This is a genomic window from Providencia sp. wls1943 (assembly GCF_009706275.1).
Classification (GTDB): Bacteria; Pseudomonadota; Gammaproteobacteria; order Enterobacterales; family Enterobacteriaceae; genus Providencia; species Providencia zhijiangensis.
Window position 1 is genome coordinate 60,776 of record NZ_WLTU01000027.1, and the last position, 13,500, is coordinate 74,275.

The 13,500-nt window shown below is 42.7% G+C and carries 10 protein-coding genes and 4 tRNA genes; 8 read left to right on the forward strand and 6 right to left on the reverse strand.

Annotation, left to right across the window (positions count from 1 at the left end; genetic code table 11):
- Nucleotides 1–18 precede the first annotated feature (18 nt).
- Both GKR48_RS17140 and GKR48_RS17145 read right to left on the reverse strand, forming a co-directional pair.
- Nucleotides 19–94, reverse strand: a tRNA-Val gene (locus GKR48_RS17140).
- Between the two features lie 27 nt (nucleotides 95–121).
- A tRNA-Val gene (locus GKR48_RS17145) sits at nucleotides 122–197 on the reverse strand.
- 356 nt (nucleotides 198–553) lie between these two features.
- Between GKR48_RS17145 and gltX the strand changes: the two genes are divergently transcribed.
- The 4 genes from gltX to GKR48_RS17165 all read left to right on the forward strand — a co-directional run bounded on the left by gltX (nucleotide 554) and on the right by GKR48_RS17165 (nucleotide 3,929).
- A complete protein-coding gene (gene gltX / locus GKR48_RS17150) occupies nucleotides 554–1,975 on the forward strand; it encodes a glutamate--tRNA ligase (RefSeq protein WP_154628940.1) in 1,422 nt (473 codons plus the stop codon).
- Between the two features lie 191 nt (nucleotides 1,976–2,166).
- Nucleotides 2,167–2,242 (forward strand) — tRNA-Ala (locus GKR48_RS17155).
- 49 nt (nucleotides 2,243–2,291) lie between these two features.
- Nucleotides 2,292–2,367 (forward strand) — tRNA-Ala (locus GKR48_RS17160).
- A 215-nt stretch (nucleotides 2,368–2,582) separates the two neighbouring features.
- Nucleotides 2,583–3,929, forward strand: a complete 1,347-nt coding sequence (locus GKR48_RS17165; protein WP_154628941.1) for a flavin monoamine oxidase family protein — start codon at nucleotides 2,583–2,585, stop codon at nucleotides 3,927–3,929.
- 22 nt (nucleotides 3,930–3,951) lie between these two features.
- Here the strand turns inward: GKR48_RS17165 and GKR48_RS17170 are convergent, their stop codons facing one another.
- From GKR48_RS17170 to zipA, 4 genes are all read right to left on the reverse strand, one after another.
- Nucleotides 3,952–4,167: a DUF3820 family protein gene (locus tag GKR48_RS17170; RefSeq protein ID WP_154628942.1), complete on the reverse strand. Its 216-nt coding sequence runs from the start codon at nucleotides 4,165–4,167 to the stop codon at nucleotides 3,952–3,954.
- Nucleotides 4,168–4,263: 96 nt separating this feature from the next.
- Complete coding sequence (locus GKR48_RS17175; RefSeq protein ID WP_036949543.1) at nucleotides 4,264–5,448, reverse strand: NupC/NupG family nucleoside CNT transporter; 1,185 nt, start codon at nucleotides 5,446–5,448, stop codon at nucleotides 4,264–4,266.
- Between the two features lie 242 nt (nucleotides 5,449–5,690).
- Entirely contained in the window at nucleotides 5,691–7,727 is a 2,037-nt protein-coding gene (gene ligA / locus GKR48_RS17180; protein WP_154628943.1) for an NAD-dependent DNA ligase LigA, read from the reverse strand.
- A 45-nt stretch (nucleotides 7,728–7,772) separates the two neighbouring features.
- A complete protein-coding gene (gene zipA / locus GKR48_RS17185; RefSeq protein ID WP_154628944.1) occupies nucleotides 7,773–8,816 on the reverse strand; it encodes a cell division protein ZipA in 1,044 nt (347 codons plus the stop codon).
- A gap of 219 nt (nucleotides 8,817–9,035) precedes the next feature.
- Here zipA and cysZ point away from each other — a divergent pair, with 219 nt between their 5' ends.
- The 4 genes from cysZ to ptsI all read left to right on the forward strand — a co-directional run bounded on the left by cysZ (nucleotide 9,036) and on the right by ptsI (nucleotide 13,489).
- Nucleotides 9,036–9,800: a sulfate transporter CysZ gene (cysZ, locus tag GKR48_RS17190; protein ID WP_154628945.1), complete on the forward strand. Its 765-nt coding sequence runs from the start codon at nucleotides 9,036–9,038 to the stop codon at nucleotides 9,798–9,800.
- Nucleotides 9,801–10,055: 255 nt separating this feature from the next.
- Entirely contained in the window at nucleotides 10,056–11,012 is a 957-nt protein-coding gene (cysK, locus tag GKR48_RS17195) for a cysteine synthase A (RefSeq protein ID WP_154628946.1), read from the forward strand.
- 355 nt (nucleotides 11,013–11,367) lie between these two features.
- A complete protein-coding gene (ptsH, locus tag GKR48_RS17200) occupies nucleotides 11,368–11,625 on the forward strand; it encodes a phosphocarrier protein Hpr (protein WP_006658608.1) in 258 nt (85 codons plus the stop codon).
- Between the two features lie 136 nt (nucleotides 11,626–11,761).
- Nucleotides 11,762–13,489, forward strand: a complete 1,728-nt coding sequence (gene ptsI, locus GKR48_RS17205) for a phosphoenolpyruvate-protein phosphotransferase PtsI (protein ID WP_154628947.1) — start codon at nucleotides 11,762–11,764, stop codon at nucleotides 13,487–13,489.
- The last annotated feature ends 11 nt before the right edge of the window (nucleotides 13,490–13,500 follow it).

Here is a 13,500-nt window from a genome sequence, read left to right on the forward strand (position 1 = left end):
CACATTGTCATAAATAATTGGTGGGCGATAGCGGGCTCGAACCACTGACCCCCTCCTTGTAAGGGAGGTGCTCTACCAACTGAGCTAATCGCCCAATCATTTATGTTTTCATCGTCAACGGTGGTGGGCGATAGCGGGCTCGAACCACTGACCCCCTCCTTGTAAGGGAGGTGCTCTACCAACTGAGCTAATCGCCCCGTCGTCGATGGAGGTGCATTATAGGGATACTGCGTTCTGAGTCAACGGTTTTTGAATAGATTTTTTCTGTTCGTTGCAAAAATAATCAAGATGTTTTAATTATCACCTAAGAAGTACCCTTTTTAATCAATTAACTACATTATCCTACTAAATTTTATTAGAAAAAAATCACTCAAAGCTCACCAGACTAAAAATTTTAGCGGTTATTTTCCCAATTTGATGATTTTCTTTATCTGTATAGAGATAAGCAGATTGAGGATTCACTACAGGGTGATAGAATAGAGGAACTTTTAGCAATGCTTACGATGATCATAAGCGCATTAAGAAACAACGTTTCGCAATTAAGGCAATCTCGATGAGTAAAATCAAAACCCGTTTTGCACCAAGCCCAACTGGCTACTTGCACGTTGGTGGTGCTCGTACCGCCCTGTATTCCTGGTTATATAGTCGCCACAATCAGGGCGAATTTGTCCTGCGTATTGAAGATACCGACTTAGAACGTTCAACTCAGGAAGCTATCGACGCCATTATGGACGGTATGAACTGGTTGAATTTAAATTGGGATGAAGGTCCTTACTATCAAACTAAGCGTTTCGATCGCTACAATGCCGTAATCGATACCATGTTAGAAGCAGGTACCGCTTACCGCTGCTACTGCTCTAAAGAGCGTTTAGAAGCTTTACGCGAAGAACAAATGGCAAAAGGCGAAAAACCTCGCTATGACGGTTGTTGCCGTGACCATGAACATAACCACACTGCAGCAGAACCGCATGTTGTTCGCTTCCGTAACCCGCAAGAAGGTTCCGTTATTTTCAATGACACCATCCGTGGTCCAATTGAATTTAGCAACCAAGAACTTGATGACTTAATCATTCGTCGTACCGATGGTTCTCCAACGTATAACTTCTGTGTGGTGATTGATGACTGGGATATGGAAATTACCCACGTCATTCGTGGTGAAGACCATATCAATAACACCCCTCGCCAAATCAACATTCTCAAAGCATTAGGCGCGCCAGTTCCTGAATATGCTCACGTTTCTATGATTTTAGGTGATGATGGTAAAAAACTGTCTAAACGCCATGGTGCTGTTAGCGTCATGCAATACCGCGATGACGGCTACCTGCCACAAGCGCTATTGAACTATTTAGTGCGCTTAGGCTGGTCACACGGCGACCAAGAGATTTTCTCAATTGAAGAAATGAAAGAATATTTCTCTCTTGATGCTATCAGCAAGTCAGCAAGTGCATTCAACACTGAAAAATTACAGTGGCTGAACCATCACTATATCAATACCCTACCTGCTGAAGAAGTGGCTACCTACCTTGCATGGCATATCGAACAGCAAAATATCGATACCAGCACTGGCCCACAGTTAGTTGAGTTAATCAAATTACTGGGTGAGCGCTGTAAAACACTGAAAGAAATGGCGGAATCTTGCCACTACTTCTATCAGGACTTTGAAGAATTCGATGCTGATGCAGCGAAAAAACACTTACGTCCAGTTGCTCGCCAGCCATTAGAAGTCGTGAAAGACAAATTAATCGCTATTTCAGATTGGACGGCTGAAAATGTTCATCAAGCAATTGAAGCGACTGCGGCTGAATTAGAAGTGGGCATGGGTAAAGTGGGTATGCCTCTGCGTGTAGCCGTAACTGGCGCAGGTCAATCTCCTGGGTTAGATGTTACCGTTCATGCTATCGGTCAGGCTCGCTCTGTCGCTCGTATCGAAAAAGCATTAGCGTTTATCGCAGAACGCGAAGCATCCGCACAATAATTTTCTAAATAAGAAGCCTTTCTATTTACTGCCTCTTAACTTAAGAGGCAGTTTGCTTTTCAGCCCCGCATTAAATGGGAATTGATTGCAAAATGTTCTATATTTCAGCAGTTAAACCCGAAAAACATATTAATATATTGACACTCCAACCGAGCTTGAATATGATGCCTCCCGTCCAAAAGATTTTGTTTGGGGCTATAGCTCAGCTGGGAGAGCGCTTGCATGGCATGCAAGAGGTCAGCGGTTCGATCCCGCTTAGCTCCACCATCTAAAAACCAGTTTAGATGGCTGAATTTCATCACAAAATACTTCGTTTGGGGCTATAGCTCAGCTGGGAGAGCGCTTGCATGGCATGCAAGAGGTCAGCGGTTCGATCCCGCTTAGCTCCACCAAACTCTTTCTTATCTCCCTTTAATTCATTCTTCCCTTTTCCAAAAAATCCTATTTGTAATTTATCTTAATAATTTAGCCTAACTCACTTTCCCCTACTGTACCGTCTATTCACATTTGATTTACTCATATATAATTAGTTTATAATTTTATTTAAATAGAATTATTCAGATGTGTCATCGCACATCGTCCGTATTCCATTTCAACTAGGTGAGTTATGCCACACATAGATGCCGATATCATTGTGATAGGAGCAGGCGTTTCAGGTTTATCAGTCGCAAATCAATTACAGTCACAACCCCAAAACCCCCAACATAAAACAGTCCTTATCTTAGAAGCACGCGACCGTCTTGGTGGGCGCATTCATACGCAGGAAATTGATAACCAATTTTATGATTTAGGCGCTTCTTGGATCCACGGTATTACTGACAATCCAATTAATGCTATCGCGCAACAGCACCATATTCAAACTGTTGTTTTCAATTACCAAGATGCTATTTTCTATAAAAAAAATGGCTTGGTTTTGTGTGAGAACGAAAAAGAGGCTTTTGAAGCGGGCCTTGATTATTTAATGGAACAGTTTGAGAACATTTCATCACCTTGCCAATTTAACAATGCAGCTGAAGCATTAAATAGCTGGTTGCAAAGCCCTGAATTCCACCATTTATTGACTGTCGATCACCATGCAAGTCAGTCGCTGTTTGAACAGCTACAAACAGGGTTACATGAATTTTTTGAAGCTATCGCTGAAGATCCCTGTGCTTGTACATTAGAGACATTATCCCCCTATTTTTTACAACTCGAAGGCTTTTGTGAAGGCGATGAAGTGATCTTCCCGCGTGGATATTCCCAAATTATCGAAACGCTATCGAAAGGGCTGGATATTCGCCTTAACCACCCTGTTGAACATGTTCATTACTTAGATAATTATGTCACTGTCATCACGCTTGATGGACAGCAGTTCAATGCCCATAAGGTCGTTGTGACCGTACCACTTGGGGTGTTGAAGAAAGATAAAATTCATTTCACGCCTGCATTGCCTGAAAAAACGCAGGAAGCCATTAATCAGTTAGGTTTCGGTGTATTCAACAAATTATTTGTCACCTTTGAACAAGCTTTCTGGCGCAAAAATTCACTCAATAACGTCAATAGTATGTACATTCATGAGTCTGATTATTGGTTGAATTTTATGGATGTGAGCGCGATTTATCAAAAACCAACATTGCTGTTTTTATTTGGTGGGTTGTCCGCTAAATGGCTTGAAGAGTGTGATGAGCACACCGCCTGGCATGAACTGCAAGAATCGCTTAGTAAGGTATTTGATAATGTACCCGCACCCATACAGCTGATAAAAACCGAGTGGGAGAAAGATATTTACGCTTATGGTTCATTTAGCTACCCCGCCCCTAACTATTCGGCGGATCAAATAGCCCAATTAAAACAGCCTATTAATAACAAAATTTTCTTTGCTGGAGAACATTTGGCGCTATTAGGAGCCGGTACCGTACATGGTGCTTATCAATCGGGTATAGAGGCGGCCAACAGCCTGCTTAACGCGCAATAATTATCGATTAAGCCTCTAACCCTTATTTTCGTTTTAGGGGCTTAACAATGCTATCTAGCCCTTCTATCTTCAGCCCGAGCGTCATCTCCATCAATTGTCCTAATCGCCCTGCCGGAAACTCCCCCTTTTTATAAAACCACAGTAGGTATTCCTCAGGAAGATCAATCAGGACACAGCCTTTATATTTACCAAATGGCATCGATGTATTGGCGATATCGAGTAAGTCTTGTTTTTCCATTTCTTCCCAATTCCTTCTAAATAGAAAGCGTGAAACATAAAAAAAGCGACATTCACTGAATGCCGCTTCTCACTGTAACACTTTTTATCGTGATGACTACAGGATTAATCCAACCACCGCAGCAGATAAGAAGCTTACCAACGTTGAACCGTACAGTAATTTCAGACCAAAACGTGCAACGGTATTACCTTGTTTTTCATCTAACCCTTTAATTGCACCAGCAATAATACCGATGGAAGAGAAGTTAGCGAATGACACTAAGAATACAGATAAGATGCCCACAGAACGGTCAGATAAACCAGATGCTACCGCTTTTAAACCATCCATTGCTACGAATTCGTTAGTCACCATTTTCACTGCCATGATGCCACCAACTTGTAGCGCTTCATTCGCAGGGATACCTAACATCCAAGCAAATGGATAGAACACATAGCCCAGCATAGTTTGGAAGCTAACATTGAAAATAGCAGAACAGATTCCGTTAACCATCGCAATCAGAGCGATAAAACCAATCAGCATCGCAGAAACGATAATCGCAACTTTAAACCCAGCAAGAATGTATTCACCCAGCATTTCGAAGAAGCTTTGACCTTCATGCAGGCTGCGCATTTGGATCTCTTTTTCCCCTTCTGGTGGGTATGGGTTGATCAGCGATAACACCACGAATGTACCAAACATGTTTAAGACCAGAGCGGCAACAACATATTTTGGATCTAACATGGTCATGTAGGCACCCACGATGGACATTGAAACGGTAGACATCGCCGTTGCCGCCATGGTGTACATTCTTCTTTCTGACATGCTGCCTAATTGGTCTTTATAGGCAATAAAGTTTTCGGACTGACCCAGTAATAATGAACTTACTGCGTTGAATGACTCAAGTTTACCCATACCGTTTACTTTCGACAGCACCGTACCGATGATGCGGATAACGAAAGGCAGAACTTTAATATGTTGTAAAATACCAATCAGTGCAGAGATAAAGATAATTGGGCATAACACTTGCAGGAAGAAGAATGCTAAGTTGCCTTCAATCATTCCGCCAAAAATAAATTTGGTCCCTTCTGCCGCATAACCCAATAAATGGGTAAATACGCCAGCAACACCAAGAACGAAAGACTCACCGATACCTGATTTTAAGAACAGGTAAGCGAGTGCAATTTGGATCACAAGTAATTGAATAACATAGCGAGGGCGGATCCCTCTACGGTTACTACTCGCGAGAATCGCGAGAGCGCCGATGATGACGATGGATAAAATAAAGTGCAGGATCGAGGTCATATTTGACTCCAACAAAGTTACGAATCAGTCTATGCGCATATTTTATGTAATAGACAACATTTAAATGAGATTAACGTCACATTAATATGAAAACCGACTCAGCCTATCTTTCAAAAGTCACGACCAGATCACGTTTCACGAGTAACACATTAATAACAACTGTAAAAATGTTAGCCAGAAAATAAGAAATGCCATTATCACAGTGGTCGATAATGGCATTGCGCATTAAATATAGGTCACGATTAGATATTCAGCAAACGAATTAATTCTTCTTCATCAATGACTTTTATACCCAATTCTGTTGCTTTCGCTAACTTTGAACCCGCCGCTTCACCGGCAATCACCAGGTCAGTTTTCTTCGATACACTGCCTGCGACTTTTGCGCCTAAGGCGACCAGTCTATCTTTAGCTTCATCGCGGGAAAGCGTTGACATCGACCCAGTCAGTACGACCGTTTTTCCAGCGAATGGACTATCAATGTCAGCACTGTTAATCACTTTCACTTCAGGCCAGTGGATGTTCGCAATGGTCAATAAATCATGAATAACTTGGCGGTTGTGCTCTTCACGGAAGAAATGCACCACATGCTTCGCCACCACTTCACCAATATCTTGAACGGTTTTCAGTGATTCTTCATCAGCCGCCATCACCGCGTCTAATGATGCATAATGTGCCGCAAGATTTGCCGCTGTCGCCTCCCCCACTTCACGGATCCCTAATGCATAGATAAAGCGAGCCAGTGTCGTTTGTTTGGATTTTTCGAGCGCATCAATGAGTTTTTGCGCGGATTTTGGTCCCATTCTTTCTAGACCAGTTAGTTTACCCGCTGATAATTGGTAGAGCTGCGCCGCGTTTTTCACATATTCCGCATCGACCAACTGCTCAATAATTTTATCGCCCATCCCGTCGACATCCATCGCACGGCGAGAAACAAAGTGTTTCAGTGACTCTTTTAATTGGGCACCACAAGTTAATCCACCAGTGCAGCGAGCCACTGCTTCCCCTTCGATACGTTCAATATCTGAATTACATACAGGGCAATGGGTCGGAAATAAAATTTCACGACTATCTGCAGGGCGTTTATCCAGCACAACACTCACGATTTGAGGAATAACATCCCCTGCACGGCGGATCACAACGGTATCCCCAATGCGAACGCCCAAACGGTCAATTTCATCCGCGTTATGGAGTGTGGCATTGCTTACCACAACACCCGCAACTTGTACTGGCTCTAAGCGAGCCACTGGTGTAATCGCCCCAGTGCGCCCCACTTGGAATTCAACATCTTTCAGTAACGTGATTTGCTCTTGAGCAGGAAATTTAAACGCGGTTGCCCAGCGTGGTGCCCGGGAAACAAAACCTAATTCTTCTTGAGTGGCAATATCATTCACTTTAATCACGACACCATCGATATCAAAACCGAGTGTCGGGCGAATTTTTTCAACATGGTGATAGAAATCGAGGACTTGTTGGCAACCAACACGTAATTGCACATGCTCACTCACTGGCAGCCCCCACGCTTTGAATTGCATCAAGCGCTCATAATGGGTATCTGGCAATGTTTTACCTTCCACTAGCCCTACACCATAGCAGTAGAAAGTTAATGGACGTTTAGCCGTAATACGTGGATCTAACTGGCGAAGGGAACCCGCTGCCGCATTACGTGGGTTAGCGAAAATTTTACCATCCGTTTTACGTGCTTCTTCGTTCATCGCCTCAAAGCCTTTTTGAGGCATAAAAACTTCACCACGAATTTCAACCCGGGCAGGAATATTATCCCCGCGTAAACGTAGCGGAATTGCTTTGATCGTGCGTACGTTGGCCGTGATATTTTCGCCAACAGTACCATCACCACGGGTTGCCGCTTGAACTAACTCACCATTTTCATACAGCAAACTGACGGCTAGACCATCTAATTTGAGTTCGCAGCAAAATGTTAATTCAGTGTGGTTATGCAGTCGGTCTTTCACGCGTTTATCAAATGCGAGATAGCTTTCTTCATCAAATACATTATCTAAAGAGAGCATGGGAATTTCATGGCGAACCGTATCGAATGCAGCTAATGGTGCTGCACCCACGCGCTGAGTTGGGGAATCTGTGGTGATCAGTTCTGGATGCTGCGCTTCGAGGCTTTTAAGTGCCTGCATCAGCTTGTCATATTCCACATCGGGAATTTCGGGTGCATCCATAACATGATAGAGGTATTCGTGATGGCGCAATTGTTGTTTTAACGCGTCTATTTTTTGCGTGAGTGCGTCTGAGGTTTGTTTCGTCGTCATGTTTCACCAATAGATATAAAAAACCCCCTGAATCGGGGGTTTTAATTAACTTAATGTATTTCGAATTCTAGCATGATACACCTCTATTTTTTGAGGTGTCAGTATTTTTCGTTCATCATCCAACACAACACCACCTGCATCTGATGCAATACGTTGTGCCGCTTGGAGCATTAATTTAAAGTTCTGGCTAGCTTCACCATAAGACGGCACCATCATAAAGATAGAGACACCCGGCGTGGTGAAATCAGACATGGCTTCTGGGTCAAATGACCCCGGTTTCACCATATTTGCCAAACTAAACAATACTGGCCCCGATCCCGCTGGATGAACGTGACGGTGGAAGATATTCATGGCACCGAATTGGAAGCCAGCCTGAAGAATACTTTGCAGTAATGCTTCACCTTCAAGAACCTGTCCATGATGCGCTGCAACATGCAGTACCAGAACAATTTCCTTTTCGCTTGCGACTGCCGCTTTTTCTGCCGGTGCACTAGGTGCTTCGTGCTCTACTTCAGTATGAGGCTGAGCCACAGGTTGTACTGCTTCTTGATGAGCAGAGGCTTGTGGTACAGATTCTGGCTGTGCAGAAACATGAATCTTTGGCTCTGTATGAATGCGTACAGGTTCTGAAACATGTTCTTGTAAATCAGCTTCATCCGCCATATTAATCGTCAATTGCTCAGGGGCATGGCGATTATCAACATGTGGAGCAAACACAGGCTCAGAAGCTGTTGGTTTAACTGGCTTTGAAGCAGGTTGTGGTGAGTGCTCTGCAGTTAAATTAAACTCAGGCTCAGCGTCACGTTGAATTGTATGGGGTTGAGAGACAGGCTCAGCACGCGGCTCCTCTTTCACCATATAGATAGGCTGATCTTCAACAGCGGCTTTTTGTACCGGTTGATTTTCAGTAAACAGAGCAGAATCATCATATTCTGATGAGTTTTCCTGCGTGTCATTCTTTCTACGTTTTACAGGTCTGTCGCGAAATAACTTAGAGCGCTCTTTACGGCTGGTCCATAAACCATGCAGTAATAAAGCGACAATGGCTATCGCACCTACGACCACTAATATTAGACGCAAATCCTGCATCGCTGCTATCTCTAGTTGATGAATAATGATGCCATCACGGCGGAAACTACCTTAAGATTATTTCTCAATTGCTCTAAGTGCAACCCTCAGAACGATTTTCTTACAAGAAAGAGAATATTCCGCCTTCGTTTGCTGCTTTTTTATACAAAATTATCACTAGTCAGTGTAATTTCATACCTATATGATACATGCTCACCCGCAAAGGAGATAATAAGAAGTATGACCCAATCGACATTTTCGCCACAAAAAAATCACTCTGGTTTTTATTACTTTTCACAAGGGTGGCGACTAATCACTCGTCCTGGCATTAAGCGCTTTGTTCTTTTACCCCTATTAGCAAACATTCTGCTTCTTGGAGGCGCTTTTTGGTGGTTATACAGTAAGCTTGGAGGATGGATTGATCAGGTTATGAGCTACATCCCTAGCTGGCTACAATGGCTTGACTATCTGATTTGGCCTGTCGCCGTCATTTCTATCTTACTGGTTTTTAGCTATTTCTTTAGCACGGTTGCCAATATCATCGCTGCACCGTTTAACGGCTGGCTATCAGAGCATTTAGAAGCGGAACTGACCGGTAAGCCCGCTCCAGATTCGGGCATGGCAGAATTACTAAAAGATGTACCACGCATGATTAAACGCGAATTTGTGCGAATTGCTTACTATTTGCCGCGAGCCATCGTGTTATTGGTGCTGTTCTTCATTCCAGGTATTGGGCAAACTGTTGCGCCCGTTTTATGGTTCCTATTCGGCGCTTGGATGATGTCCATTCAATATTGCGATTACCCATTTGATAACCATCGCGTTGGATTCAACGACATGAAACAAGCACTCTCAAAAGATCGAGTGAATAATATTCAATTTGGTGGTGCAGTCAGCTTATTAATGATGATCCCAATTTTAAACTTAGTCATCATGCCAGTTGCGGTTTGTGGCGCAACCTTAATGTGGGTTGACCGTTATCGTGCTCGTTACGCTCGCTATTAGTCCTTCTCGAAATTAACACTTTCTAGGGATATGCAGGTACCTATCTGCATATCCTTCTCTACGGCTTCTGCTCTCAATCCAGATCAATATCAGGCTTTTCTTCTTAGTTATAATAACGTAACTTTAAATAACCCTTGGTTATATTCTAGCGTTAAATCATATTTGCAATAATCAGATGTTCGAGTATGTTGAATTCATATTCCATTTTGAAAACACACCTAATTCTTGGCTAACCGTTAATTTTAAGGATGTCCCATGAGCAAAATTTATGAAGATAATTCGTTGACCATTGGAAATACCCCATTAGTGCGTTTACAGCATTTTGGCAACGGTAATATTTTGGCAAAAGTGGAATCTCGTAACCCTAGCTTCAGTGTGAAATGCCGTGTGGGCGCGAACATGATTTGGGATGCTGAGAAAAAAGGCATCCTGACAAAAGATAAAGAACTGGTTGAACCAACAAGCGGAAATACAGGTATTGCCCTCGCCTACGTGGCTGCGGCTCGCGGTTATAAACTAACGCTAACCATGCCAGAAACCATGAGCATAGAACGCCGTAAACTTTTAAAAGCCCTTGGTGCTAATTTAATCCTGACTGAAGGCGCCAAAGGTATGAAAGGCGCCATTGCTAAAGCGGAAGAAATCGTCAACAGCAACCCAAGTAAATATCTGCTATTACAGCAATTTAGTAACCCAGCCAACCCAGCTATTCACGAGAAAACGACCGGGCCTGAGATTTGGAATGATACCGATGGCAACGTAGATGTCGTTGTTTCTGGCGTTGGAACTGGCGGGACAATCACAGGTATTGGCCGCTATTTAAAGCAGACAAAAGGGAAAAAAGATGTGGTGATGGTTGCTGTTGAACCCGCAACTTCGCCAGTGATCACTCAAGCTCTTGCAGGTGAAGAAATTAAGCCGGGCCCCCATAAAATTCAAGGTATCGGTGCTGGTTTTATCCCTGGCAACTTAGACCTTTCTATTATTGACAAAGTCCTGCAAATTACCGATGACGAAGCGATTTCAACCGCTCGTGAGCTAATGGAAAAAGAAGGCATTTTAGCAGGCATTTCATCCGGAGCAGCCATTGCAGCAGCCGCTAAACTTGCGGCACTACCTGAATATAAAGACAAAAATATTGTGGTCATTTTACCGTCTTCAGGTGAGCGTTACTTATCCACCGCACTGTTTGCGGATATTAATGCCGAATAATGATAGTTAGGTTAACATTACGTTAAAAAAGCACCAATTAGGTGCTTTTTTTGTGGGTGAGATCATAGATTAGCACGGATTGGGATGATTTATTATCCGGCATTTAGTATTAAACATAGTAATTATTTCACACCTCGAAATTAATCATTTTTTAGCCACTCACTGATTGAATGGCGAAATACCCACTAAAAGCGTTGTGTGAAGTTTAAGCTAAATAAATGATAATTTGGTTGATACCAAACAAAGTAGAAAACCAAATGAATCGTTGATAATCTAAATTATACGCATGCTCAGCATATTTCATCTACAATAGGCTGTGTCATCATAAAAAACTTAAAATCACTGAGGAAATATTATGTTCCAGCAAGAAGTTACAATTACAGCACCTAACGGTTTACATACTCGCCCTGCGGCTCAATTCGTTAAAGAAGCAAAAGCATTTACTTCAGATATTACTCTGAGTTCAGGCGGCAAATCAGCTAGCGCAAAAAGCCTGTTCAAACTACAAACATTAGGTTTAACCCAAGGCACCGTAGTCACCATTTCTGCTGAAGGTGAAGATGAGCAACAAGCAGTTGAATTTTTAGTTAAACTGATGGGCGAATTAGAATAAATCTTCACTTTGCCATCTTGTTTTAACGTAATAATTCCCTGTCCCTGAATAAATTATTCGGGGACACCTGCTTAATCACTTATATCTACTGTTGTCTCTGCAACATCAAATCTCCTATCAGTAGTAAGGTAATATTATGATTTCAGGAATTTTAGTATCCCCAGGTTTTGCTTTTGGTCAGGCTCTCATCCTCAAAGAAGATCCTATTGTTGTCAGCACCCGTAAAATCACTGACGAGCAAGTTGATAAAGAGATCCAAAACTTCATTGATGGACGTAACAAATCAGCTGAGCAGCTTAGCCTTATCAAAGATAAAGCAGAAAAAAATCTTGGTGCGGAAAAAGCTGAGATTTTTGAAGGTCATATCATGCTGCTGGAAGATGAAGAATTAGAGCAAGAAATTGTCTCACTCATCAAAGGCGATAAAAAAACCGCAGACGCGGCGGTCTATTCTGTGATTGAAGACCAAGCACAAGCATTAGAAGCATTAGATGACGAATACCTGAAAGAGCGTGCCGCTGACGTACGCGACATTGGTAAACGTCTACTCAGAAATATTCTTAATATGCCGATTGTGGATTTAAGCGCAATCACCGAAGAAGTTATTTTAGTCGCCCCTGATTTGACTCCATCCGAAACCGCTCAGTTAAACTTAGACAAAGTATTAGGTTTTATCACTGACCTCGGTGGTCGTACTTCCCATACCTCTATCATGGCTCGTTCACTGGAAATTCCTGCGATTGTCGGTACCACCGATGCGACCAGCAAAGTGAAAAGCGGTGATTTTATTGTATTAGATGGCGTGAACAACACCATTTACCTCAATCCATCTGAAAGCGAAATTGATAAGCTAAAAGCTTGCAGAAATGAGTACCAGCAAGAAAAAGAAGAGCTAGCAAAATTAAAAGATTTACCCGCAATGACTTTAGACGGTCATCAAGTTGAAGTCTGTGCAAACATCGGTACTGTCCGTGATGTCGCGGGTGCTGAACGTAATGGCGCAGAAGGCGTAGGTCTATACCGCACTGAATTCTTATTTATGGACAGAGACGCTCTGCCAACAGAAGAAGAGCAATTCCAAGCGTATAAAGCGGTAGCAGAAGCTATGGGCAGCCAAGCCGTGATTGTACGTACAATGGATATTGGTGGCGATAAAGACTTACCATACATGAACTTACCTAAGGAAGAGAACCCATTCCTTGGCTGGCGTGCAATTCGTATTTGTCTTGACCGCAAAGAAATTCTACACTCTCAATTAAGAGCTATTTTAAGGGCGTCTAAATTTGGTAAACTGCGTATCATGTTCCCGATGGTTATTTCTGTCGAAGAAGTTCGAGAACTGAAAGCAGAACTTGAGATGCTTAAAGAGCAGCTACGAGAAGAAGGCAAAGCCTTTGATGAAGCGATTGAAGTCGGTATTATGGTGGAAACGCCAGCTGCAGCAGTCATTGCACATCATTTGGCGAAGGAAGTTGATTTCTTTAGTATTGGGACGAATGATCTCACTCAATACACTTTAGCGGTTGACCGTGGTAATGAGCTGATTTCACACCTTTATAATCCGATGTCTCCAGCCGTCTTGAACTTGATTAAACAAGTGATTGACGCTTCTCACGCAGAAGGAAAATGGACGGGTATGTGTGGTGAATTAGCAGGTGATGAACGTGCGACCTTATTGCTGTTAGGCATGGGGCTGGACGAATTTAGTATGAGCGCAATCTCAATTCCTCGTATCAAAAAGCTAATTCGTAATGCGAATTTTGCGGATACTCAAGCGCTAGCGGAACAAGCACTTGCTCAACCAACAGCCGATGAATTGATGAAACTTGTCGATACCTTTATCCAAGAAAAAACGTTATGCTAACAGCAGCACAT